Below are 23,642 nucleotides of genomic sequence, written 5' to 3' on the forward strand. Positions count from 1 at the left end.
CGCCCATGGCTAAAGCCAAGGCACGCCGCGCCAACAAACCCGCGCCGCTTCATCGCTGGAAGTGGGCGGGCAAAGGTCCGCAGGATCGCCCCATGCGAGGCGAGCTGATTGGTCGCACCAAAGCCGAGATCGTCGAGCAGCTGGCGAAACAGCGCATCGTGGCCAGCAAAATTCAAAAACGCAGCAGCTTCAGCGGACGAGGCAAAGTCACCAATGTCGATATCATGGTCTTCGCTCGCCAAATGGCGACCATGGTGCGGGCTGGCATTCCTATCTTGCAGGCACTTCAGGCCGTGTCGGAAAGCTTGAAGAAGCCTGCAATGGTCGCGTTGACACAACACATCATGGAAGACGTTTCCTCGGGGGACAGTCTCTCCAGCGCCATGGCCAAACACCCCAAGCAGTTCGACCGTCTGTTCGTCAATTTGGTGGATGCTGGTGAACAGGCTGGCGCGCTCGATCAGATGCTCGAACGCATCGCCAGCTACAAAGAGAAAGTCGAGTCGCTCAAAAACCGGGTTAAAAAAGCCCTTTGGTATCCCACATCGGTCATGGCCATCGGCGTGGGGGTAACCATGCTGCTGCTGATCAAAGTGGTACCTGAGTTCGAAAGCATGTTTCAAGGTTTTGGCGCCGAGCTACCCGCATTGACACAATTCACCGTCAATCTCTCTGATCTGGCCCAGCAGTACTGGCTGCACGCTTTGGGTTTCCTCGTCGGCAGCGTCATGCTGTTGAAAACGGCCTCTCGCCGCTCTCCCAAGGTGGCGTATCGGCTCGATGCCCTGCTACTGAAGCTCCCGGTGATTGGCGATATCATGCATAAATCTGCGGTGTCGCGGTTCACGCGCACGCTTGCCACGACCTTTGCTTCTGGGGTACCGCTGATCGAGGGGCTAGAAACCGCCGCCGGAGCGGCCGATAATCGTGTTTATATCAAAGCCATCAATGAAGTGCGCCAGGATGTGACGACGGGCCAGCAGCTACATTTTGCCATGCGGATGACGAACCGTTTCCCCGCCCTCGCCGTTCAAATGGTGAGCATCGGTGAAGAGGCCGGTTCGCTCGATGCAATGCTCAACCGCGTAGCAGATTATTACGAAGAGGAAGTCGATAATAAAGTCGACGCGCTGACGTCACTCATGGAGCCCATCATCATTGTCGTGCTTGGCGCCCTGGTTGGCGGTGTCGTAGTGTCGATGTATCTGCCCATTTTCGAAATCGGCACGGCGCTATAAAGCGCGCCACTCAATCTGTTAGGAGCACCATGGGTTTACCGCCACTACTATTGACGTTTTTTGCAGGAATGATGGGCCTATGTTTGGGTAGCTTTCTGAATGTGGTGATCACCCGACTGCCGGTCATGCTGATGCGACAGTGGCGAAACGAGGCGCTCGCTTCGCTAGAACAACCAACAGAGTCTACCCCGCGTTTCAATCTCGCTTACCCACCCTCGATGTGTCCTCGTTGCGAGCACGCGATTGCATGGCACGACAATCTGCCACTGATCGGTTGGCTAAAACGCCGCGGGCGCTGTGCGCACTGTCAAACGCGTATTAGCCCTCAGTACCCCATCGTTGAACTCATCGGAAGCGTGCTGGCAGTTACCGTTCTGGCACTGCATGGCTGGCAACTATCGAGCCTGTGGATCTACGCTGCTTGCATGACACTGCTGGCATTGGCAGTCATCGATTTGCGTACTTATCTGCTGCCAGACATGTTGACACTGCCGCTACTGTGGGCAGGATTGGCCTACCAACTTCTGTACCAGCCCGTCATGCTATCGAGTGCTGTACTGGGAGCGATGGCTGGCTATCTCGTGTTGTGGAGCTTTTATTGGCTCTTCAAGCTCGTGACGGGCAAAGAGGGCATGGGTTACGGGGACTTCAAACTCCTAGCCGCATTGGGCGCGTGGTTAGGGTGGAGTATGCTTCCCCTATTGCTTATCGTATCGGCAGGACTCGGGGCGCTCATTGGCCTAGTGGTCCAAATGCTGATGCCTAGGCTACGTGGCCAAGCCATGCCTTTTGGGCCTTTTTTGGCATTGGCGGGTTGGGTGGGCTTGCTCGTGGGGGATGATCTCATGGCGCTCTATTTGGCTTTGCTCTACTGACCGACATAGTCACTTTTCACTCAAGGGATGACATGATTATTGGCGTTACTGGCGGTATTGGCTCAGGCAAATCGACCGTTGCCCGCCTGTTCGGAGAGTTAGGGATAGGCTGGGTGGATGCCGATGACGTAGCGCGTGACATCGTGGCGCCTGGCGAGCCAGCGCTCGATGCCATCATCGAACGCTTTGGCCCCGAGGTAATGCACGAAGACGGCACCCTGCACCGAGCCGCACTGCGCGACATCGTTTTTGAAGACGCCAACCAGCGTGTTTGGTTGGAATCCATCACCCATCCACGCATCCGTGAACGGTTGGTTGAGCACCTAACGCGGCTAGGGGCTCATTCGCCTTATGTGTTGCTTGTCTCTCCACTACTCTTCGAATCCGGGCAGGACGCGCTAGTAGATCGCACGCTCGTCGTAGATGTCTCCGAAGCCGAGCAGATTGCGCGCACGTTGGCCCGGGATCATGTGAGCGAACAGCAGGTGCGTGCTATTCTCGCCGCCCAACTACCCCGCGACGAGCGATGCGCTCGTGCCGACGATATTATCGATAATAGCCGGGGGCGTGACGACACCCGCCGCCAAGTGCTCGCACTGGACCGGCAGTATCGAGACCCTATAACTTGAAGGAGATTTACCCTGTGACGATTCCCGCCAATGACGCCCCTCTAGAGGTCGATTGCCCGCAGTGCAGCAAACGGGTAGTTTGGGAACCCAATAGTCTTTATCGTCCTTTTTGCAGTAAACGGTGCCAACTTCTCGATCTTGGGGCTTGGGCTGAAGAGTCGCACCGTATATCTGGAGAGTCCGCCATGGATGAGGCCGATATCGAAACGCTTTTGGCGCAAGCCGATAAAGACGCACCACTCACTTGAGTCGCCCCCTTGCCCATGCCTAACGCCACGCCTGCGCACTACCGGTTGCTGCATGAACTGGATGCTCACTTCGACCAGCTAACGGCGGCCATTCATCGTGCTGCAACGCTCTATGAAACCCGCACACCTCCGACATGGCATTTGGAAGGCACCAGTGATCCCCATTGGTTGAGGAACGCACTGCTCGACATGTGGCATCAGCAAGATCAAGACGGGCGAGAAACACGTAATTACATTGCCCTCATTGCCGCAGATGAGCCACTGATGGACGCCTTCAACGCGGTTAATACGGTCAAGAGCACCATTAGGGCCCTACTGCAACGGATCAAGCAAAGTCAGCCAAGTGGGCTCAGTGAAGTAAAACGACGCCTTCCTCAACGTCACCCAGGGGTCGATAGTGTGCTACGCCAAGGGGGGATGGCGCGCTTACATTTAAAACAGTGCTGGCGTCAACTTCCCATTGCCGATGCGCCTGTCGCGCGAGTTCGGTTAGCGTGGTACAGCAGCGGACGCTCCATCAAACGCATTACTGTCCAGCAAGCAGAGCAGAAGCTATTGCAGCTCGATAGCGATGCCCCGCACGTTCGCATACAGCTACGTAAGCTCGCTGGCATTCCCAGTAGTGAGCCATTGGCTCAGGTACAGAATCAGGCGCCTTTGATGCGGGCTAACCTCTTTTATACAGAGCCTCTCGAAGACGGACACACGCGGCGGGCGCTAAATATTGCCATGCCGCTGATCGTGCCTGCCCACGAAGGACGCCTGCCACACATAAAGGCGCCTCCTTCAGAACCACCTGCACACCGAACACGAGCCAAACGGCGGGATGAAAAGTTAGAAAGTGATGTGTTTTTGCCTAGCTTACGCGTTTACCGCTACCGCTAGTGGATCACTTTTTACCACCGGTAACTGATCTATTTCCCATAAACCGTAAGCAAGTAGCGTCTCGATGAGCTCTTTCACTTCACGGTCTGACTGACCGTATTCGATCATGAGCGCTGTCAGGCGCTCTGCAAAGCGCGCTTGCTGCGTTCTTTCGTGCGCTGCCTGATCATCCGCTTCAAGTGCCTCTAACGAGCGCACAGGCGGCCCAGTGGGGATATCAACATCACTATCAGGATCGTCCAACTGACGCAGTGCTTGCGCAAAGGCGTCATCCAGCTCACGAAATTTACGTAGCTTTTCACGCTCATCCAGTTGCTTTTGAACCTTTTGATATTTCATTGATGTTTCATTTACACCTTACAGAAATGGTCGATACGTCTGCCTAATAGGTCAATCTCACGAAAAACTGTGCACAAACGCGTAAACATGCAGAGCAAACTTGCCTTTGCTTGAGCTTAGCAGCATAAAGACAATACCGTTCTAGCAACACTAATCGGTAACAGTGGTTTACCGATAGCGTATCAATGGTGACATTTTGCGCTATCGACGCCATGAATATTAGCTCTCTCCTCAACATTCTGCACAGAGAATTGGGCTGAAGAGCTACCAGCACTTGCACCATACGCACCGGGACGGTGCTCTACAGGCAAATACTGACCTGTATGACTGACGCATAGGAGGCCAGATAATGTTCATTGCCATGTCACGAGCTGAAATCTGGCTACAGGACACGCTCGATCAATCATTGAGTATCGAAGACTTAGCCAATCACCTGGGCTATTCCGCATCGCAGGTACGCCGACAATTTCGACAATGCTTTCATCTATCCCCAAGTGCTTACCGAGAGCAACGTCGTTTGGAGCGCGCCGCCGTTTTATTATCGCTGACGTCGCATCATATAGCTCGCATCGCCTTACGTTGCGGGTACGTCAATCACTCTTCTTTTTCGAGAGCCTTTCAAAGACGCTACCAGCTAACGCCACGGCATTATCGCCAGGCACTCAGCGGTATGCGACATTTGACTGCCCATCGACATCAGTTTATCACTTCTATAGAGAAGAGCCGCCCGCGCCAGGCCGTTTTTATGCGTGTCTATGAAGCGCCCGACACCATCTTAGGGCTGGGAAACAAAAAACACCACGCTAGTCACCTAAGCTGCTTTGAGGCACAGCTGGGACGTGCCACGCCGACCGTTGCTTTGCCAGACCTACTGGCCGACACCGTGTCTGCATTAGATACGTCACAGCACCATAGCAAAGCAAGAACCGATGTTGGCCTCTATTTAGAACCCACAGCAACCATGGAAAATTTGGCACTTCCATTGGCTTATCGAAGGGTAGACTCGCCTGCTCAACACTATGCCAGCAGTCGCTTTGAGCAATTCGAACAGCTTTCTGATGTATTGGCTTCCACCCTCTGTCGCGTCACTCAACAAGAAGAGGCGTTTCAAATCAGCGGCGAGCCACCAAGAGTGCTATGGCACCCAAGTCATTTAGAGCTACGCGTTCCCTTAGAGTACTGCCAGGGCTTATAGCGTTTTGGCACGTCGTTCTTTCATTACCCTTTAAGCAAATCCGGCACTTCTTTGCAGAAGTGCCGGTACGGCGACCTTAATCTTCCATACGAACGAGCCAAGACTCGACGGTATCGTCACCGTGTTCGTCTTTCCAGCTACGCAGCCCTTTATGGTTGCCGCCACGTGTTTCGATGACTTCGCCCGTGTGCGGGTTCTTGTAAATCTTCAAACGACGCTTGCGGCGTGAGGCAGAGGCAGGTGCTTTAGCATTGACACGCTGGTCCGCTGAAGGGTCGAGCAGCGCAATGACGTCGGCAGGACGTTTACCAAACTCGTTCATCAATGCTTCAAGTTTAGCTTTAAATTCTAGCTCGCTCTTAAGACGCTGATCACCTTCTAAGCGCTGCAACTCTTCTTGTAGCTGCTTGAGCTGTTGTTCTTTCTGGATGTAGTCGTTTAACAAAGACATGAGGGGTCCCTTTCTGCTTAGATTCAACGGCAATGGTATTCAGCTGGACAACTCAATACCGACGAGTTCAGGATGCGATGACATTATTGCCTTAATTATGCTAATTGACAACAGTCTAGTTGATTTTGACCTACTTACTAAACATTTTTTTAAGCGACAACTTCGACAACGAGGTAACGCTTAAAGCCACTTTTTCAAAAAAACACCGCGATTAATACCGAACAAACACTCAGAACGAGACAAAATAAATATTTGCTAAAAAAAACGCCGCCCTTAGGGGCGGCGCTTTCATAGGCAATAGACTAATGAATTAGTCTTGACCCATCTGCTGCTTGATCAGATCACCGATGGTCGTCGGGCCGCCGGCAGCTTCCGGCTCTTGCTCACGCAGTTTTTTCAAGTTCTGACGAGTATCGTCTTGCTCTTTCGCTTTCACCGACAGATTGATCTGACGGCTCTTACGATCGACACTCACGATGCGCGCTTCGACGCTGTCGCCTTCATTCAGAACGTTGCGTGCATCTTCAACACGGTCAGCGCTGATTTCAGAGGCTTTGAGGATAGCGATAACGTCTGTCGCCAGCTCAACGTGCGCTTCTTTGGCGTCAACTTCCACAACGCGGCCAGTCACGATGCTGCCCTTGTCGTTGACAGACAGGTACTCGGCAACCGGATCGGAATCCATTTGCTTGATACCCAGGGAGATGCGCTCGCGCTCCGGGTCGATAGACAGAATAACCGCTTCTGCTTCATCACCCTTCTTGAAGTTACGAACGGCTTCTTCGCCTGTTTCAGTCCAGGAGATGTCGGACAGGTGAACTAGACCGTCGATACCGCCTTCAAGACCGATAAAGATACCGAAGTCAGTGATGGACTTGATGGTACCGGAAACACGGTCACCCTTGTTGTACTCGGCGTTGAAGGTTTCCCACGGGTTAGCAGTGCACTGCTTGATACCCAGAGAAATACGACGACGCTCTTCGTCGATATCAAGAACCATCACGTCAACGTCATCGCCCACTTGAACGACTTTAGACGGATGAATGTTCTTGTTGGTCCAGTCCATTTCGGACACGTGAACCAGACCTTCGACACCCTCTTCCAGCTCAGCAAAGCAGCCGTAGTCCGTCAGATTAGTGACGACCGCGTGCACTTTGGTGCCTTCCGGGTAACGGTCTTTGATGTTGACCCACGGATCTTCGCCCAGCTGTTTCAGACCCAGTGATACGCGGTTGCGCTCACGGTCGAACTTCAGCACTTTGACGTTGATTTCGTCGCCAACGGCAACGATTTCAGACGGATGCTTGATGCGCTTCCACGCCATGTCGGTGATGTGCAGCAGGCCATCGACGCCGCCCAGATCAACGAAGGCACCGTAATCGGTCAGATTCTTGACGATACCTTTGATTTGCTGACCCTCTTGCAGAGTGGCCAGCAGCGCTTCACGCTCGGCGCTGTTTTCTGCTTCCAGCACGGCACGACGCGATACGACGACGTTGTTGCGCTTCGGATCGAGCTTGATGACTTTGAAATCCAGCTCTTTATTTTCCAGGTGCGCAGTGTCACGAACCGGACGAACGTCAACCAGAGAGCCCGGCAAGAAGGCACGGATAGAGTCGACGTCGACAGTGAAGCCGCCTTTGACTTTACCGTTGATCACGCCCTTGACGATTTCGTCTTTCTCGAAGGCTGCTTCCAGAATCTTCCAAGCTTCTGCACGCTTGGCTTTTTCACGGGACAGACGTGTTTCACCGAAACCATCTTCGACGGCTTCCAATGCAACGTGAACGTCGTCACCGATGGCGATGGTCAGTTCACCGTTTTCATCGCGGAATTGTGCCGCAGGAATTTGTCCTTCGGACTTCAGACCCGCGTTAACGGTAACCCAGTCACCGTCAATGTCGACAACCTGAGCCGCGACGATGGCGCCTGGCTCCATGTTGATGTCGTTAAGAGACTGTTCAAACAGTTCAGCAAAGCTTTCGCTCATGGTTTTCCTACGTGATCAACGTTGTTGAGGCATAACTGCCTTCTCCGTACCACCAGCGAGTACGGGCCTAATGTCACTCAGCTTTTGGAGGCGTTAGCGCTGGTTAGACCTGACCGGGCTCACTGAGATGAGGCTGTCGCCCTGCCACGTCGTGACACCTTTCCAAAAACGCCGCAAGGGAGAATCAAATGCCGTCAGCCATGCCGCGTTGGGCAAGCAGTTCGGTCAGCCGATCAACCACTTCCGGTATGCTCAGGCGCGTGGTATCAAGCGTGATGGCATCGTCTGCCGGCTTGAGAGGAGCCACACTGCGCTGCGTGTCGCGTGCATCGCGTGCCTGAATCTCCTTTAAAAGACTCGACAGACTAGCATCCACCCCTGCTTCCTGCAACTGTAGATACCGTCTGCGTGCCCGTTCTTCGGCACTGGCCGTCAAAAAAATCTTCAAGGGGGCATCGGGGAAGACGACCGTTCCCATATCGCGCCCATCTGCCACGAGCCCAGGCGCTTGACAAAAATCGCGCTGGCGCTGGAGCAGTGCCGAACGCACTTGCGGCAAAGCGGCCACCTTGGAGGCGCGTTCACCGGCTTGCTCGGTACGGATGGCGCGACCAACGTCCTCACCCTCTAAGAGCGTGCAAGGCAAGCCATCCTCTACCGGAAACTCGACATCCAACGATGCCGCGATACTCGCCAGTGCCGCCTCATTCTCCAACGAGACGCCATGTTTGACGGCGGCTTGCGCCGTCAAACGATAAAGCGCCCCACTATCCAGCAGATGCCAACCCAACCGCTCGGCCACGAGGCTGCTAATCGTGCCTTTACCGGCACCGCCGGGGCCATCGATCGTCAGCACAGGTACCTTAGTGGTCATTGGCACCCTCCACCTCGACGCTCATCCCAATCCGTTGAGCGAGCGCGACGAAATCGGGGAACGAGGTCGCCACGTTGGCACAGTCATCGATGATGATCTCGGCACCCGCACGTAGCGACGCAATGGCAAACGCCATGGCAATACGGTGATCGCCCAGACTATCGATACGACCACCGCCATAGCTCGGGCCACTGTCATTGCCGTTACCGACAATGTCGATACCATCCTCTACCACCGTATGTTCAACGCCAAGCACCGCAAGGCCATCAGCCATTGCCTGAATACGGTCGGACTCCTTCACGCGAAGCTCTTCTGCGCCGCGCAGGCGCGTCGTCCCGTACGCATTGGACGCCGCAATGAACAGCGCGGGGAACTCATCGATGGCCAGCGGCACTTGATCGACTGGAATATCGATGCCTTTCAAAGGCGCGTAACGAATACGAATATCGGCAACCGGCTCGCCTCCCACTTCGCGCTCGTTTTGAAGCGTTAAATCAGCGCCCATGAGCTGCAAGATATTGATAACGCCAATCCGCGTCGGATTGATGCCCACGTGCTCCAAAACGATATCGGAGCCTGGCGTAATCGCAGCAGCGACGAGAAAGAACGTCGCCGAAGAGATATCGGAGGGAACGTCGATGGGCCCTGCAGTGAGTCGGCCGCCGCCTTGCAGCCAGCAGGTATCGCCTTCACGGGACACCTCATAACCAAACCCATTGAGCATGCGTTCGGTATGGTCACGGGTCGGCGCCGGCTCACGCACACGGGTTTCGCCCTCGGCATAAAGCCCCGCGAGCAGCAGACAAGACTTCACTTGGGCGCTGGCCATGGGCATATCGTAGTGAATGCCTTTCAGCGCTTTGCCACCGTGGATTTTCAGCGGCGGGCGACCGCCTTCGGCGGTGTCGATCATTGCGCCCATCAGGCGCAGCGGGTCGGCCACTCGGCCCATTGGACGCTTGGTTAGCGACTCATCGCCAGTCAATTCGCTATCGAACGCCTGACCCGCCAGCAGCCCGGCAAACAGGCGCATGGCGGTGCCAGAGTTACCTACATACAGCGGGCCTGCCGGCGCCTTGAGACCGTGCATACCAACACCGTGAATGGTCACGCGCCCCTGGTGCGGGCCTTCGATGGCCACCCCCATTTCACGAAAGGCCTGTAAGGTGGCCAGACTATCTTCGCCCTCCAGGAAGCCTTTGACTTCCGTCACGCCTTCGGCCAGAGCGCCTAGCATGATCGAGCGGTGGGACATGGATTTATCGCCCGGCACGCGCAAGCGCCCCTGCGCCTTGCCGCCTGGCTGCACCCGATAAGTCACTTTACCGTGTGGTTGCATATGATATTCCGCCTGATAACTGGTTTTGTTCAATAACGTATCGAAATAGTGACGCGCATGACTGGCCCGGTCGAAGGTGGCGATGAGTGCATCGCTATCCCCCTCCTCCACGGCTTGACGCAGACGCTTTAGACCGGCCTCAAAATCATCCAGCGACGATAGCACTGCCTCTCGGTTGGCAATGAAAATATCCCGCCACATGACCGGATCGCTGCCCGCAATGCGCGTGAAGTCTCGGAACCCGCCTGCGGCATAACGAAAAATATCCAGCCGCTCATCCTGACGCGCTAGGGTATCCACCAGGGAAAAGGCCAACAGGTGGGGCAGATGGCTGGTGCGCGCCAATACTTGGTCATGGCGCTCCACACTCATGTGGAGAACGTCCGCGCCACAGGCCAGCCATAACGCTTCTACTCGCATCAGCGCCTGCTCGTCGACGTTGGGCTCCGGTGTCAAAATCACCTTATGATTCACATACAGCGTGGGGTTGGCCGCCGCCACACCGCTCTTTTCGGACCCTGCGATAGGATGACCTAGCACCATGTTAGGCGGCATGCTGCCAAAGACCCGCTCGGCACACTCGCGGATCGTTGCCTTGGTACTGCCCACGTCGGTAATGACGACGTCGCGAGCCGCACGAGGGAGCGCCGCGGCCAACTGGGCCATGACGCTCTCCATAGCCAGCACAGGCACTGCCAGGACGACCATTGAGACGCCTTCGAGCAGCTCGTCAAGCCGAGTGCCCCCAGAATCGACGATCCCAAGCTCGATGCCGAGCGCGATCTCATCTGGATTGGGATCGCAGGCCACGACATGGCCCTGATAGCCGTCGACGCGAAGCGCAGCGGCCAATGACCCTCCTATCAATCCAAGACCCACTATCAGCACACGTGATTCGAGGCAGGGAGTGTGCTTACTCGAGCGCGCCGACACTGTCACAGCACGCCCTGAGGGTAGGAGCCCAACACGCGAAGCTCGGATGCGCGCAGACGCACCTCTTCTAGTACCGCCGCCACTTGTGGCTCGTCGCGGTGGCCTTTGAAATCGATGAAGAAAACGTAGTTCCAAACCCCCGTACGTGACGGGCGCGTTTCGATACGCGTTAAATCGATCTTATGACGATGAAAAGGCTCCAACAGGTCGTGCAGCGCACCCGGCTGGTTACGCATGGCCACGACGATGGAGGTTTTGTCTTCACCCGACATGGGAATATCTTGATTGCCAATGATCAAAAAGCGCGTGGAGTTATCCGGACGGTCTTCGATTTTATCGGCGATGCGCTCCAAACCGTAAAGCTTGGCGGCCATGTCCCCAGCAATCGCAGCGCTGTGCCACTCGGTTTTCACTAGCTTCGCTGCTTCTGCGTTGGACGACACCGGCACACGCTCGGCGTGGGGATAATGCGCGTCCAACCATTTGCGGCACTGGCCAAATGACTGCGGATGCGAATAGATCCGCGATACTTTGTCTTGACGCGTGGTTTCGCTGATCAACAAATGATGATGAATACGCAGCACCACTTCGCCACAAATTTTGATGGACGACTCCATGAAGGTGTCGAGCGTATGATTGACGACGCCTTCGGTGGAGTTCTCCACCGGGACGACGCCATAATTCACCGCGCCCGCTTCCACTTCACGAAACACTTCGTCGATCGCGGCCATGGGCAAGCTGACCGCGCTTTCACCAAAGTGCTTCAGCGCGGCTTGCTGGGTAAATGTGCCTTCTGGGCCGAGGTAAGCCACTTTGACCGGCTGCTCTAGCGCGAGGCAGGCCGACATGATTTCACGGAACAAGCGAGCCATCTCTTCGGAGTCCAGCGGTCCCTTGTTCAGCGCCATGATGCGTCGCAGCACCTGCGCTTCCCGCTCAGGACGATAGAAGACGGCATCTTTATCTTGAGCAAGCTTCACATGAGCGACCTGCTGAGCACAGTTCGCTCGCTCACTGATCAAGCGCAGAATATCGCCATCCAACTGGTCGATACGTTGACGCAAGTCGTCTAAATGGATCGGCGTATCGGACATGTTGGTTAGCCTCTTCGTTGTTCGAAATCCGCCATGAAGGCAATTAAAGCATCGACCGCCTCTTCGGGAACGGCGTTATACAAACTAGCGCGCATGCCGCCTACGCTACGATGCCCTTTCAAGTTGAGCAGCCCAGCCTCGTCGGCCTCCCGTAAGAACAGCGCGTCCAGACGTTCATCTGCCAGTACGAACGGTACGTTCATACGAGAACGGTTCTGTCGCGCAATGGGATTGCTGTAAAAACGACTGCCGTCGATCGCGGCGTATAGCTTTTGCGCTTTACGCTGATTCTTCGCATCCATCGCTTCCAAGCCACCCACATCGTTTTTCAACCATTGAAAAACAAGGCCCGATAAATACCACGCGTAAGTAGGTGGCGTGTTGACCATGGAACCCGCTTCCGCCAGCAGTTGATAATCGAATAGTGACGGGATGGTGCTGGGCGCGCTTCCCAGCAGGTCATCGCGAACCAAAACGATGGTCAAACCTGCCGGACCAATGTTCTTCTGAGCGCCCGCATAAATGACGCCAAACTCACTGACATCAATGGGGCCAGAGAGGATGTTCGACGACATGTCGCACACCAGCGGCACGTCGTTGCCATCTACTCGAATCGCCTGCGGGATATAGTCGAACTCCAACCCTCCAATGGTTTCATTGGAGGTGTAATGCAAGTAAGCCGCATCATCGCTGATCGTCAGTGATTCCTCACCCGGGACGGCCGTATGCCCATTTGCCTCGCTGCTGGCCGCGACGTGGCAGGCAAAACCCAGTCGCTTGGCCTCATTCAGCGCTTTCTTCCCCCAAATCCCCGTTTGGATGAAATTGGCACTGCCCCCTTGGCCCAGCAGGTTCATCGGAATCATCGAGAACTGCATGCTCGCGCCGCCTTGAAGAAAGAGCACGCGGTAGTGACTAGGAATGGCTAACAGGTCACGAAGATCGGCTTCGGCGCGCTCTGCAATCGCAACGAACTCGTCGCTGCGGTGACTCATCTCCATGACCGACAAGCCGCGACCTTGATAGTCCAGCAGCTCGCTACGGGCGCGCTCGAGTACGGCGCTAGGCAGGGCTGCGGGCCCTGCACAAAAATTATAATGACGTGTCATCGGTTCCCGGTTCCTGTGCGCCATTGTCTGCGTCTGCTGGTTCGCCCGTGTCTACGTCATCCGTCTCTTCAGGCTCGTCCACGCGAACGGTTTTCACCAATTTCTCTTCTTTCCCCAAACGAATCAGCATGACCCCTTGCGTGTTTCGGGAGGTGATGGAGACCTCCTCTACGCGGGTACGTACCAACGTACCACGATCGGTGATCAACATCATTTCGTCGCTGTCGTAGACCTGCATCGCCGCCACTAGCGAGCCGTTACGCTCACTGGTTTGCATGGCGATGACGCCTTGTCCACCCCGGCCGCGCAGCGGGAACTCTTCGAGGCGTGTACGCTTGCCGTATCCATTCTCACTGGCCGTCAGGATATATATCTGGCCCTCGCTTTCGCTTGAAGCAAGGGCTTCTTCTGGGGCATCCACATCTGCGTCGGTATCGGCTTCGGCATCGATCTGCTGACTCTTGGGAATGATCAGGCTGATCACTTCCGCCTCATCGGCGAGACGCATGCCACGCACGCCGCGGGCGGTACGGCCCATGGCGCGCACGTTGCCCTCTTCGAAACGGATCGCTTTACCGTTGGAGGAGAGTAGCATGGCGTGATCCGATCCCGAGGTAATCGCCGCCCCTACCAAACGATCGCCCTCTTCCAGGTCGATCGCAATCAAGCCCACGCTGCGCGGACGAGAGAACTGTTCGAGACTGGTGCGCTTCACCGTACCCTTGGCCGTGGCGAAGAAGATGTAGTGCTCCGGATCGTAGTCGCGCACCGGCAAAATGGCGTTGACCGACTCGCCCTCTTCCAGCGGCAGCATGTTGACCAACGGCTTGCCCCGCGAGCCGCGGCTGGCGTTGGGCATCTCGTATACTTTCAGCCAGTACACCTTGCCGCGGTTGGAGAAGAGCAGCACGGTGTCGTGGGTCGAGGCCACCAGCAGGTGCTCGATAACGTCTTCGTCTTTCATGGACGTCGCCGACTTGCCACGACCACCGCGGCGCTGCGCCTGATAATCCGACAGCGGCTGCGTCTTCGCGTAGCCCGAACGGGAGACGGTCACCACCATGTCCTCTTCCGCGATCAGATCTTCGATGGAAAGGTCCAGGTGGCTGGCCTGAATTTCCGTGCGACGATCGTCGCCGAACTGGTCACGCACCGCATGCAGCTCTTCGCGGATGACTTCCATCAGGCGATCGGCGGAGGCCAAAATCTCGGTAAACTCGGCGATCTTTTCCAGGATCGAGAGGTACTCATCGAGCAGCTTCTCGGTCTCCAGCCCGGTCAGCCGGTGCAGACGAAGCTCTAGAATCGCCTGCGCTTGGGCGGGGGAGAGCCGATACTCCGTGGCCGATGGGTTGAGGCCAAAGCCCTCTTCCAAGTCCTCTGGCTTGCAAGAAGTCGCGCCCGCACGCTCCAGCATGGCGGTCACTTGCCCCGGCTGCCACACTTTCGCCAGCAGCTTTTCTCGCGCCTCCGCGGCATTGGGAGAGGCCTTGATCAGCTCGATGACTTCATCGATGTTAGAGATGGCCACGGCCAGACCTTCCAACAGATGGCCTCGTTCACGGGCTTTCTTGAGCTCGAAAAGCGTCCGCCGTGTGACGACTTCGCGGCGATGGCGAATGAACGCCTCGAGCATCTCTTTGAGGTTGAGCGTCCGCGGCTGGCCGTTTTCCAGCGCCACCATGTTGATGCCGAACACGTTCTGCAGCTGGGTTTGCGCAAACAGATTATTGACGACGACGTCGCCGGATTCACCGCGCTTGATTTCGATCACCACGCGCAGGCCATCTTTGTCCGACTCGTCGCGCAGCTCGGCAATGCCGTCGATCTTCTTCTCTTTGACCAGCTCGGCAATTTTCTCGATCAGCCTCGCTTTGTTCACCTGATACGGCAGCTCGGTGATGATGATATGGTCGCGGCCGGTTTTATCGTCGTGCTCGATGGTGTGGCAAGCGCGCACGTAAATACGCCCGCGGCCAGTGCGATAGGCATCGAGAATGCCCGCGCGCCCGTTGATGATGCCCCCGGTGGGGAAATCCGGCCCGGGGATGTACTGCATCAAGTCATCCACCGAGAGCGTGTAGTCGTCGATCAGCGCCAAGCAGCCGTCGATCACTTCCCGCATGTTGTGGGGCGGAATATTCGTCGCCATGCCCACCGCAATCCCCGACGACCCGTTGATCAACAGGTTGGGGACTTTCGTGGGCAGTACGTCTGGAATGCGCTCGGTGCCGTCGTAGTTGTCGACCCAATCGACCGTATCTTTTTCGAGATCCGCCAGCAGCTCGTGGGCCAGGCGCGCCATGCGCACCTCGGTATAACGCATGGCCGCCGCGTTATCACCGTCGATGGAGCCAAAGTTACCTTGTCCATCGACCAGCACATGGCGCATGGAGAAGTGCTGCGCCATACGGACGATGGTGTCATACACCGCACTGTCACCGTGCGGGTGGTATTTACCGATGACATCGCCGACGACACGCGCCGACTTCTTGTACGGTTTGTTCCAGTCATTGCCCAGCTCGTGCATGGCAAACAGCACACGCCGGTGAACGGGCTTTAGGCCGTCGCGCACGTCGGGGAGCGCGCGACCGATAATGACACTCATCGCATAGTCGAGGTACGACTGTTTGAGCTCGTCTTCAATATTGACGGGCAAGATTTCTCTGGCGATGTCACCCATGAAAGTCAGATCCTTTGCACTGCATTGGCACTGCGAGAGTTGAAAGCGCTTGAAAATGCCGTCTTTTGCCGTACGAGACTTAGCACGGGAAGACGGCGCGCAGAGACCAGGCCATCATACCACTGCATACGCATCAAGGGCAGTCGATGACACCACCATTACCACTCAGGGCGTGAACGACTCCTTGGCCACGACCATCCCCTGCAGCACATCGCGCACCTCCCCTTCGATGGCGGCGGCTTTATTGGCCTTCACATCCAACAGAACGAAGGTGAGGTCGGCCTGGGCGATCAAGGTGCCGTCAGATCGAACGATGCGGTGATGGCAGAGCGCACTTCGCTCACCCACGTCGACGATGCCTGTGAACACCTGCAAATCGTCCCCCTGCACGGCTGCCGCGCGATAGTCGATGTTCAAATTGACGACGACGAAAGCGCGACCAGCACTGTGAAGCTGCCCAATGAGCCGGGGATGTTCGTCAAAGAACGCCCATCGCCCCTCCTCCATGAACTCCAAGTAGCGCGCGTTGTTGACATGACCATAGCCATCCAAATGGTAACCACGAACCCGCATACCGACTTGGGAAATTGATTCAGACATAGCATCCTCTTGTTCACTGCTTATGGAAATGGGCAAGGAATCGTTAATACCTTGCAAATCAAACACAAGTTTTAAACTAGTGCAACAGCAAGTCGCCGCGCCAAGGTGCTGGTAGGACAGGCCGCGTTTCGACATAATGTGCCACCTTTTTCATAGGATCGGTGACATGTGGTTTAAGCACCTGCATTTATATCGCCTGCACGGCGCTCCCGAGCTAGATAGCCAAACCCTGGCCAATGCACTGGATGAGCACGCGGCCAAGCCGCTAGGCAATGCGGATGCACGCCGCTTGGGCTGGACGGCTCCTGCCGGACGGCTAGGCGGCGACCAGCGTGTCCATGAGATTCAGGGGCACCGCCTACTCTCGGCCTTGCGCCAGGAACGTCTGCTTCCCGCCTCGGTCGTCAAAGAAGAAGTCGATGAAAAGGTCGCTGACATCGAGGCCAGCGAAGGGCGTAAAGTGACTCGTAAAGAAAAAATGGCACTCAAAGAGCAAGTTACCGAAGCGCTCTTGCCCCGCGCCTTCGTCCGCAGCCAAAAAATCGACCTCTGGTGGGATACGAAGCGTCAGCTCATTGGCGTGAATGCCAGCTCGCGCAGCCGCGCTGAGGATGTACTGGACCTGCTGCGCGAAACCCTTGGCAGCTTGAAAGTCACGCCGCTCAGTAGCCAAACGTTGCCCATCCGCGCCATGACCACTTGGCTTGGCGACCCGGCCAGCCGCCCTGCCGACCTCCAGCTTGGCGACCAAGTGGAGCTCAAGGCCAAAGGTGACGACGGCGTACTGCGCGCGCGCCAGGTCGATCTCGACAGCGACGAAATTCAACAGCTTCTCGAAAGCGGGCGCCAAGCCAGCAAACTGGCGATGAGTCTCGACGGCCGTCTAAGCTTCGTGTTGCACGACGATCTAGCACTCAAATCGCTACGCTTTGGCGACGCGCTCATCGAAGAAGCGGATCATGCCGATGACGGCGACGATGCGCTGGCTCGATTGGAAACCGATTTTATTTTGTTGGCACAGGCATTGTCCGAGGACGTATCCCGCCTACTCGAATGGCTCGGTGGCGAAACTCAGCGGGAACCGACGACTCCATCAGACGCCTAACGAACGATACGCACAGATACCGTCACTCGATTATTTAGTAGATACCCAACGGATCGCATGACTCAACACAATAACGCACCACACGCTGACACGCCGAATGACCCCTGGGCCGACATTCGTCCTTATGCGGATCATGAGGTAGCCGATGTACTCGAAAGGCTTTCTCGCGACAGCGAGCTGCTCGATGCGCTAACCCGCTTCCGGCTGCCCCGCATGGCCAAGTGGGCGCCACCGCTGGCGCGCGCGCTGGCAGGCCATGCCGTTCGAAGAGAAGTCAAAGGAGTGACCAGCGTCCGAGAATTTCAGATGCGCATTGCCAGCTATATGGTGCGCATGATCCGCACGACGACCGATGCCTTCGATGTGTCGGGCCTCGACAAACTCGACGATGACGGCGCTTACCTCTTCATTGGTAACCACCGCGACATTTCACTGGATCCTGCCTTCGTCAATTATGCGCTTTATGAAGCGGGACGAGACACCGTGCGCATCGCCATAGGTGATAACTTACTGAAAAAACCCTATGTCACCGACCTGATGCGCCTTAACAAGAGCTTCATCGTGCCTCGCAGCGCGCGCGGCAAGCGGGCCATGCTGGCCGCCTATCAGCAGCTCTCTTCGTATATCCGCCACTCGATTACCGAAGACAACCACTCCATATGGATGGCTCAGCGCGAAGGCCGTGCCAAAAACGGCATTGACCGAACGGACCCTGCCATCATCAAAATGCTCATCATGGCCAAACGTCACACCGAACGCGACATGGTGTTTGGTGACGCCATTGCCGAGCTCAAGTTGGTGCCGGTCTCGATCAGCTACGAGTATGATCCCTGCGACGTGCAAAAAGCCCAAGAGCTGCACGATATCGCCCACCAGGGCAGCTACGCCAAAAGTGAGTTTGAAGACATTCGCTCTATCGTAGCAGGCATCACCGGGTCTAAAGGGCGCGTTCAGCTCAAATTCGGCACGCCGGTCGGTGCCGACATGGCCACCCCCGACGAGGTGGCCGCTGAAATCGATCGGCAAGTCATTGGCGGCTATCGCCTCTTCCCCAGCCACTATTTGGCGCTGGAAGCACTAGGCGAGTCACCCGAGCTGGTCGCCCGTAAAGCGATTACTCGACAAGATCGTGAGCGGTTCAAGGCGCGCTTGGCCAGTGTCCCCGAAGCACTGCGTCCGTATTGGCTCGAGCAGTACGCCAACCCTGTGAAACACAAGGCAGGCAGGCTGAGTCTTTAGCCGTCAATCTGCGCATGCTGACGAGTAGAAAAAGTGCTATGGTCAAGGCATTCATTGGTCACGCTTGGTCGTTTTGCCAAGCGCGGTCTTAAGGAGACTCCCCATGTCCGCATCAGAAATTCAAAAAACACGTATTATCAATGAGCTACGCGGCTTTATCCGCAAACTACTACAAGATCCTAAAATTCTCGAGCAGTCTTTGGCCATTGCCCGTTCGCAGCTCACCGAAGGCAGCAGCCCAGCCGTCATGGCGCGCATTGCCAATGAAATTTCTGACACGACCAGCGTGCATATTCCCGAAGACCCTGCCGAGCACTCCGAGGCTGATAAACTGTTCTTAGAATTATTGCGCGAAGTGGTGCAAGAAGAGCAGGCGCTCTACTAAGCCGTTGTTACTGGCGACTAATTCGCATTCAACCTGACGTTACCGGCGAAGCACCTCCCCTTCGCCGTCTTTATTTGTATTGTCTAACCGGAATTTTCACTCACCATGTCCAATACTGCCCCGCGCAACATTCTGGTGACGAGCGCCCTGCCCTATGCCAATGGCGCCATTCATCTCGGTCACCTGCTGGAGTATATCCAAACAGATATATGGGTACGCTTTCAAAAAAGCCGTGGCCAGCGGTGTTACTACGTTTGCGCCGACGATGCGCACGGCACGGCGATCATGCTGCGTGCCGAGCAGGAAGGTATCTCGCCAGAAGCGCTGATCGAGCGCGTCTCACAAGATCATCAGGAAGATTTTGCCCGCTTCGGTGTAGGGTTCGATAACTATCATTCCACGCACTCGGACGAAAACCGCCACTTTAGCGAATTGATCTATACCCGCCTGCGTGACAAAGGCCATATCGCGACTCGCGATATCGAGCAGATGTTTGACCCGCAGAAAGGCTTGTTTCTTGCTGACCGCTTCATCAAAGGCACCTGCCCGAAATGCCATTCGGACGATCAGTACGGCGACAACTGCGAAAAATGCGGCGCGACCTACACGCCAGCAGACTTGATCAATCCGGTGTCCGCCATCTCTGGTGCAACGCCCGAGGTGCGGAGTTCTACCCACTACTTCTTCAAACTGCCGGACTTCGCTGATTTTCTACAGGAGTGGATCAACGACGGCCACGTGCAGCCGCAAATCCGTAACAAACTAATGGAGTGGTTCGAGTCCGGTTTCAACGAGTGGGACATTTCCCGCGACGCGCCCTATTTTGGGTTCGAGATCCCCGACGCCCCAGGCAAGTACTTCTATGTCTGGCTCGACGCTCCGATTGGCTATCTCGCCAGTTTCAAAAACCTATGCGAGCGCGATGGGCTCGATTTCGACCGTTTCTGGAAAAAGGACTCCGACGCCGAGGTCTACCACTTCATCGGTAAAGACATCGTCTACTTTCATGCGCTGTTCTGGCCCGCCATGCTCCACGGTGCCGACCTGCGCACTCCCACCGCGGTCAACTGCCACGGTTTCTTGACCGTCGATGGCGCGAAGATGTCGAAGTCCCGCGGCACCTTTATCAAAGCGGCCACCTACGCCGAACACCTCAATCCTGAGTACCTGCGCTACTACTTTGCTGCCAAGCTTACCTCGAAAGTGGATGATCTCGACTTGAACCTCGAGGATTTCGCCGCACGCGTGAATTCGGATCTCGTGGGTAAGGTCGTGAATATCGCTAGCCGCTGCGCCGGTTTCGTCAAAAAGCTCGGTGGCGGCACGCTCTCGCCGCATTGCGCCGAGCCGCAAATGGTCGCGCGTTTCATCGCTGCAGGCGACGAGATCGCCGCCGATTTCGAAGCCCGCGAATTCAGCCGCGCCATGCGTAAAATCATGGAATTGGCCGATGAAGCGAATACCTACATTGCTGAAAAAGAGCCCTGGGCGCTGGCCAAGCAAGAGGGACGTGACCAGGAGGTGCTGGACATCTGCTCGGTCGGCATTAATCTGTTCCGCCAGCTGATGGTCTACTTGGCACCCGTCGTCCCCGCCATGGCCGAGCAGGCACGCGAGTTTATAAATGTTGACACTCTGGATTGGGGAAGCCGTGGTAACGTACTCGTCAATCATTCGATCAACAAATTCAAGCCGCTCATGACTCGCGTCGAGCGTGAGAAAATCGATGCAATGATCGAGGCATCGAAAGAGGATCTGGTCGAAGAGCAGAAGTTGAAAAGCGCACCCAAGGGCCCGCTGGCCGAGACGCCCATCGCTGCGGAAATCGACTTTGACGCGTTCGCCCAAGTGGACCTGCGTATTGCACGCATTGCCAAAGCGCAGTATGTCGAGGGCGCTGACAAGCTCCTCCAGCTTACCTTGGATTTGGGCGGCGAAACCCGCAACGTCTTCTCGGGCATTCGCTCTGCGTACTCGCCCGAAGCGTTGGAAGGCCGCCTGACCGTCATGGTCGCCAACCTAGCGCCTCGCAAGATGCGATTTGGCATTTCCGAAGGTATGGTACTCGCCTCGGCTAACAAAGAGGGCATTTATTTGCTCTCACCGGACGCTGGCGCGGAACCAGGTCAACGTGTAACGTAACGCCGCCGTTCATGGACGAAAGGGGCAAGGCGATGAGCCTGCCCCTTTCGTCTTTAAGGGACTTTCATTCACACCGTTAGTGGCCTTCATTCATTAACAACAACATGAGTCTGCTCTATGGGCCAGCGCTTCTCCTTGTCCTTGCGTTTTCGTTTCTTTGCCGTACTGGGCGGAGTATTGATCGTGGCCATGGTAGCACTCGCAGCCATCAGCAAATGGCTGATTTTTCCAGCGCTGAAAGCCGAAGAGCGCACTGCGGTGCAGCGTGAACTCGACCGGGCGACGCGTAGCCTCGAGCTCAACCAGGAAAGCCTGCTTGCTCAGGCGCAGGACTGGGCACACTGGGATGACACCTACCAGTTCATCGAGGGCAGCTATCCTCGCTACGCCGAGGTCAATTTTAGCCAGCAAATGTTCGAAGATATGAACTATCACCTCATGGCGTTCTTTACGCTACAAGGTGAGGTTCATTTCTTGGCGGGGTTGGAGCCGACCACCGGGCGCTACCAAACCTGCACCGCCGCCGTTGGTCCCTGCGCGTGGATGGCACCCTGGGTCGATACCATGCAGTCGGCCATCGCTACCCAGGTAGCGCCAATGGCCATGTACATCGAACAGTGGCCCGCCCTTGTCGCCGCCAGCCACATACTCCACACCGACGAGAGCGGTCCGCCTAACGGCTGGCTATTCAAGGTCCGCGCCCTGGATGATGCTTGGCTCGAAAGAATGACGGATTACACAGGGCTCTCTCTATCGCTGCAGGTCGAGCCCTTTGCCGCTGCCCATTCAACCGAGCTCACGTTCTCGGGGGATCAGGTAACGGCCTCTCACTTGTTCGCTGCCTACGGCACTTCCGAGGCCGTGTCGTTGACGATAGAACTCAATCGCGTGCAGTACCTGGCAAGTCTTACTACGTTTCGCTATCTGTTGGTGTGGACGGCGGGTTTGATGCTGCTCGTCATTGGTTTGGTACTGTTTTTGCTAGAACGTATGGTGCTGAAGCCTTTGCGCCAGCTCACTGCGTTCACACAGTTTGCGGGCCAATTCGATGACAGCGAGGGGTTGACCGAGCGTCGCGATGAAATCGGTCTCCTTTCCAGGGCATTTCGCGAGCAGCTCGCCTGCCAGCACCAGCTCAATGCGGAGCTATTGCGTATGTCCACCCACGATGCGTTGACAGAGCTACCCAATCGGCGGCTGTTCGACCAGCGCTTGACGGCTGCGGTGAGTCAAGCCACGCAGGAGGTGGCACCGCTGGCGGTCATGATGCTCGATATCGATCACTTCAAGCTCTACAACGATGGCTACGGCCATCAACAAGGCGACGAATGCTTAAAACGAGTAGCCGCTGCACTACAGGACGTGGCAAGCCGTCACGGCTTTTTCATCGCACGCACCGGCGGCGAGGAGTTCAGTGCGTTGCTGCCAGGCGTCACCTCACAGCACGCCAAGACACTTGCCAACGCGCTGGTCGATGCCGTGGATCAGTTACACTTACGCCATGAACGCTCCCCGGTCTGCGAACATGTCACCATCAGCGTTGGGATTGGCATGCTAGACGATAGCGAGGCATCACTCCCCAGCGCCATCATGACGACCGCCGACCAAGCACTCTACCTTGCCAAAGCACAAGGTCGCCACTGTGTCATCCTCTTCGAGCCGTCTCTAGTCAGCTGCCCAATTTCGAAGCAAAATACGCCGTCATGAATGAACTCTTCGTCATCCTGATCACCACCGCGCTGGTGAACAATTTCGTGCTGGTCCAGTTTCTCGGGCTTTGTCCCTTCATGGGCGTGTCGAACAAGCTCGAATCGGCTCTGGGCATGTCACTGGCGACCACGTTCGTTTTGACCCTCGCGTCCGCCGCGAGCTACGTGGTTTACCATGGCTTGCTCGTTCCGCTGGACGTCACCTACTTACGAACCATCAGTTTCATCGTCGTGATTGCCGCTGTCGTGCAATTTACCGAGATCATGGTGCGCCAGCTCAGTCCGTTATTGCATCAGGTATTAGGTATATTTCTGCCGCTCATCACCACCAACTGCGCCGTGCTAGGCGTAGCACTACTGTCGCTCAACCGCGAGCTAAGCTTTTTCCATACCACGCTGTATGGTCTAGGCGCGGCGTTAGGCTTCTCGCTAGTGTTGGTGCTATTCGCTGCCATGCGCGAACGCTTGGCCAGTGCAGATGTGCCCAAACCCTTTCGCGGTGCGGCCATTGCCATGATCACTGCCAGTCTGATGTCGCTGGCGTTTCTTGGTTTTTCTGGATTGGCACAGGGGTAACGAC

21 protein-coding genes are annotated in these 23,642 nt (G+C 56.2%); 12 read left to right on the forward strand and 9 right to left on the reverse strand.

Annotated elements, in window-relative coordinates; genetic code table 11:
* Positions 1–5: 5 nt before the first annotated feature.
* The 5 genes from MHM85_RS00705 to MHM85_RS00725 are packed head-to-tail and all read left to right on the forward strand — an operon-like array spanning position 6 to position 3,875.
* A complete protein-coding gene (locus MHM85_RS00705; RefSeq protein WP_139527461.1) occupies positions 6–1,238 on the forward strand; it encodes a type II secretion system F family protein in 1,233 nt (410 codons plus the stop codon).
* Between the two features lie 29 nt (positions 1,239–1,267).
* Positions 1,268–2,113, forward strand: coding sequence for an A24 family peptidase (locus tag MHM85_RS00710; RefSeq protein WP_239283289.1), 846 nt, complete (start codon positions 1,268–1,270; stop codon positions 2,111–2,113).
* Positions 2,114–2,145: 32 nt separating this feature from the next.
* Positions 2,146–2,742, forward strand: a complete 597-nt coding sequence (gene coaE, locus MHM85_RS00715) for a dephospho-CoA kinase (protein WP_219861042.1) — start codon at positions 2,146–2,148, stop codon at positions 2,740–2,742.
* A gap of 14 nt (positions 2,743–2,756) precedes the next feature.
* Entirely contained in the window at positions 2,757–2,990 is a 234-nt protein-coding gene (yacG, locus tag MHM85_RS00720) for a DNA gyrase inhibitor YacG (protein WP_139527455.1), read from the forward strand.
* 15 nt (positions 2,991–3,005) lie between these two features.
* Positions 3,006–3,875: a DNA replication terminus site-binding protein gene (locus MHM85_RS00725; protein WP_139527751.1), complete on the forward strand. Its 870-nt coding sequence runs from the start codon at positions 3,006–3,008 to the stop codon at positions 3,873–3,875.
* Here the strand turns inward: MHM85_RS00725 and MHM85_RS00730 are convergent.
* Positions 3,852–4,214, reverse strand: coding sequence for a hypothetical protein (locus MHM85_RS00730; protein WP_153843355.1), 363 nt, complete (start codon positions 4,212–4,214; stop codon positions 3,852–3,854). The genes MHM85_RS00725 and MHM85_RS00730 overlap by 24 nt on opposite strands.
* A 349-nt stretch (positions 4,215–4,563) precedes the next feature.
* On the opposite strand from MHM85_RS00730, the gene MHM85_RS00735 reads away from it, so the two are divergent.
* Positions 4,564–5,409 (forward strand): helix-turn-helix transcriptional regulator, encoded by an 846-nt coding sequence (locus tag MHM85_RS00735; protein ID WP_139527451.1) that lies wholly within the window; start codon positions 4,564–4,566, stop codon positions 5,407–5,409.
* A 76-nt stretch (positions 5,410–5,485) separates the two neighbouring features.
* Here MHM85_RS00735 and MHM85_RS00740 read toward each other — a convergent pair whose 3' ends face one another.
* The 8 genes from MHM85_RS00740 to MHM85_RS00775 form a co-directional block, all read right to left on the reverse strand.
* A complete protein-coding gene (locus MHM85_RS00740; protein WP_139527449.1) occupies positions 5,486–5,860 on the reverse strand; it encodes a histone-like nucleoid-structuring protein, MvaT/MvaU family in 375 nt (124 codons plus the stop codon).
* 310 nt (positions 5,861–6,170) lie between these two features.
* The gene (rpsA, locus tag MHM85_RS00745) at positions 6,171–7,850 is read right to left on the reverse strand and encodes a 30S ribosomal protein S1 (protein WP_139527448.1); all 1,680 of its coding nucleotides are present in this window, start codon (positions 7,848–7,850) and stop codon (positions 6,171–6,173) included.
* A 184-nt stretch (positions 7,851–8,034) separates the two neighbouring features.
* Complete coding sequence (cmk, locus tag MHM85_RS00750; RefSeq protein ID WP_139527446.1) at positions 8,035–8,724, reverse strand: (d)CMP kinase; 690 nt, start codon at positions 8,722–8,724, stop codon at positions 8,035–8,037.
* The gene (locus MHM85_RS00755; protein WP_219863859.1) at positions 8,714–10,996 is read right to left on the reverse strand and encodes a bifunctional prephenate dehydrogenase/3-phosphoshikimate 1-carboxyvinyltransferase; all 2,283 of its coding nucleotides are present in this window, start codon (positions 10,994–10,996) and stop codon (positions 8,714–8,716) included. The genes cmk and MHM85_RS00755 overlap by 11 nt, the downstream gene beginning before the upstream one ends.
* Positions 10,997–10,998: 2 nt before the next feature.
* Positions 10,999–12,090 carry a prephenate dehydratase gene (pheA, locus tag MHM85_RS00760; protein ID WP_219861043.1) on the reverse strand — a complete coding sequence of 364 codons (1,092 nt, stop codon included), beginning with the start codon at positions 12,088–12,090 and terminating at the stop codon, positions 10,999–11,001.
* A gap of 5 nt (positions 12,091–12,095) precedes the next feature.
* Positions 12,096–13,199, reverse strand: coding sequence for a 3-phosphoserine/phosphohydroxythreonine transaminase (gene serC / locus MHM85_RS00765; protein ID WP_239283290.1), 1,104 nt, complete (start codon positions 13,197–13,199; stop codon positions 12,096–12,098).
* On the reverse strand, positions 13,183–15,882 hold the full coding sequence (gene gyrA / locus MHM85_RS00770) for a DNA gyrase subunit A (RefSeq protein WP_239283299.1): 2,700 nt from the start codon (positions 15,880–15,882) through the stop codon (positions 13,183–13,185). The genes serC and gyrA overlap by 17 nt, the downstream gene beginning before the upstream one ends.
* A gap of 165 nt (positions 15,883–16,047) precedes the next feature.
* The gene (locus MHM85_RS00775) at positions 16,048–16,482 is read right to left on the reverse strand and encodes a thioesterase family protein (protein WP_239283307.1); all 435 of its coding nucleotides are present in this window, start codon (positions 16,480–16,482) and stop codon (positions 16,048–16,050) included.
* Positions 16,483–16,648: 166 nt separating this feature from the next.
* Here MHM85_RS00775 and MHM85_RS00780 point away from each other — a divergent pair, with 166 nt between their 5' ends.
* The 6 genes from MHM85_RS00780 to rsxA all read left to right on the forward strand — a co-directional run bounded on the left by MHM85_RS00780 (position 16,649) and on the right by rsxA (position 23,638).
* On the forward strand, positions 16,649–17,587 hold the full coding sequence (locus MHM85_RS00780; RefSeq protein ID WP_239283324.1) for a recombination-associated protein RdgC: 939 nt from the start codon (positions 16,649–16,651) through the stop codon (positions 17,585–17,587).
* A gap of 57 nt (positions 17,588–17,644) precedes the next feature.
* A complete protein-coding gene (locus MHM85_RS00785) occupies positions 17,645–18,826 on the forward strand; it encodes a 1-acyl-sn-glycerol-3-phosphate acyltransferase (RefSeq protein ID WP_239283332.1) in 1,182 nt (393 codons plus the stop codon).
* A gap of 103 nt (positions 18,827–18,929) precedes the next feature.
* A complete protein-coding gene (locus MHM85_RS00790) occupies positions 18,930–19,211 on the forward strand; it encodes a hypothetical protein (protein ID WP_139527432.1) in 282 nt (93 codons plus the stop codon).
* Between the two features lie 105 nt (positions 19,212–19,316).
* A complete protein-coding gene (metG, locus tag MHM85_RS00795; RefSeq protein ID WP_239283339.1) occupies positions 19,317–21,353 on the forward strand; it encodes a methionine--tRNA ligase in 2,037 nt (678 codons plus the stop codon).
* Between the two features lie 117 nt (positions 21,354–21,470).
* A complete protein-coding gene (locus tag MHM85_RS00800) occupies positions 21,471–23,060 on the forward strand; it encodes a diguanylate cyclase (protein WP_239283348.1) in 1,590 nt (529 codons plus the stop codon).
* Complete coding sequence (rsxA, locus tag MHM85_RS00805) at positions 23,057–23,638, forward strand: electron transport complex subunit RsxA (protein WP_139527427.1); 582 nt, start codon at positions 23,057–23,059, stop codon at positions 23,636–23,638. Before MHM85_RS00800 ends, rsxA begins: the two co-directional genes overlap by 4 nt.
* The last annotated feature ends 4 nt before the right edge of the window (positions 23,639–23,642 follow it).

Origin of the sequence: Halomonas sp. McD50-4, from assembly GCF_022348135.1 — a bacterium.
Lineage (GTDB): Bacteria > Pseudomonadota > Gammaproteobacteria > Pseudomonadales > Halomonadaceae > Vreelandella > Vreelandella piezotolerans.

What these genes read in the sequence shown, in the direction of transcription:
- rpsA (WP_139527448.1), bottom strand. Translation starts at nt 7,850, where the DNA reads ATGAGCGAAAGCTTTGCTGAACTGTTTGAACAGTCTCTTAACGACATC.
- MHM85_RS00735 (WP_139527451.1), top strand. Translation starts at nt 4,564, where the DNA reads ATGTTCATTGCCATGTCACGAGCTGAAATCTGGCTACAGGACACGCTC.
- MHM85_RS00790 (WP_139527432.1), top strand. Translation starts at nt 18,930, where the DNA reads ATGTCCGCATCAGAAATTCAAAAAACACGTATTATCAATGAGCTACGC.
- gyrA (WP_239283299.1), bottom strand. Translation starts at nt 15,882, where the DNA reads ATGGGTGACATCGCCAGAGAAATCTTGCCCGTCAATATTGAAGACGAG.
- MHM85_RS00800 (WP_239283348.1), top strand. Translation starts at nt 21,471, where the DNA reads ATGGGCCAGCGCTTCTCCTTGTCCTTGCGTTTTCGTTTCTTTGCCGTA.
- MHM85_RS00785 (WP_239283332.1), top strand. Translation starts at nt 17,645, where the DNA reads ATGACTCAACACAATAACGCACCACACGCTGACACGCCGAATGACCCC.
- pheA (WP_219861043.1), bottom strand. Translation starts at nt 12,090, where the DNA reads ATGTCCGATACGCCGATCCATTTAGACGACTTGCGTCAACGTATCGAC.
- MHM85_RS00740 (WP_139527449.1), bottom strand. Translation starts at nt 5,860, where the DNA reads ATGTCTTTGTTAAACGACTACATCCAGAAAGAACAACAGCTCAAGCAG.
- MHM85_RS00775 (WP_239283307.1), bottom strand. Translation starts at nt 16,482, where the DNA reads ATGTCTGAATCAATTTCCCAAGTCGGTATGCGGGTTCGTGGTTACCAT.
- coaE (WP_219861042.1), top strand. Translation starts at nt 2,146, where the DNA reads ATGATTATTGGCGTTACTGGCGGTATTGGCTCAGGCAAATCGACCGTT.
- MHM85_RS00705 (WP_139527461.1), top strand. Translation starts at nt 6, where the DNA reads ATGGCTAAAGCCAAGGCACGCCGCGCCAACAAACCCGCGCCGCTTCAT.
- rsxA (WP_139527427.1), top strand. Translation starts at nt 23,057, where the DNA reads ATGAATGAACTCTTCGTCATCCTGATCACCACCGCGCTGGTGAACAAT.
- metG (WP_239283339.1), top strand. Translation starts at nt 19,317, where the DNA reads ATGTCCAATACTGCCCCGCGCAACATTCTGGTGACGAGCGCCCTGCCC.
- serC (WP_239283290.1), bottom strand. Translation starts at nt 13,199, where the DNA reads ATGACACGTCATTATAATTTTTGTGCAGGGCCCGCAGCCCTGCCTAGC.
- MHM85_RS00710 (WP_239283289.1), top strand. Translation starts at nt 1,268, where the DNA reads ATGGGTTTACCGCCACTACTATTGACGTTTTTTGCAGGAATGATGGGC.
- MHM85_RS00730 (WP_153843355.1), bottom strand. Translation starts at nt 4,214, where the DNA reads ATGAAATATCAAAAGGTTCAAAAGCAACTGGATGAGCGTGAAAAGCTA.
- cmk (WP_139527446.1), bottom strand. Translation starts at nt 8,724, where the DNA reads ATGACCACTAAGGTACCTGTGCTGACGATCGATGGCCCCGGCGGTGCC.
- MHM85_RS00725 (WP_139527751.1), top strand. Translation starts at nt 3,006, where the DNA reads ATGCCTAACGCCACGCCTGCGCACTACCGGTTGCTGCATGAACTGGAT.
- MHM85_RS00780 (WP_239283324.1), top strand. Translation starts at nt 16,649, where the DNA reads ATGTGGTTTAAGCACCTGCATTTATATCGCCTGCACGGCGCTCCCGAG.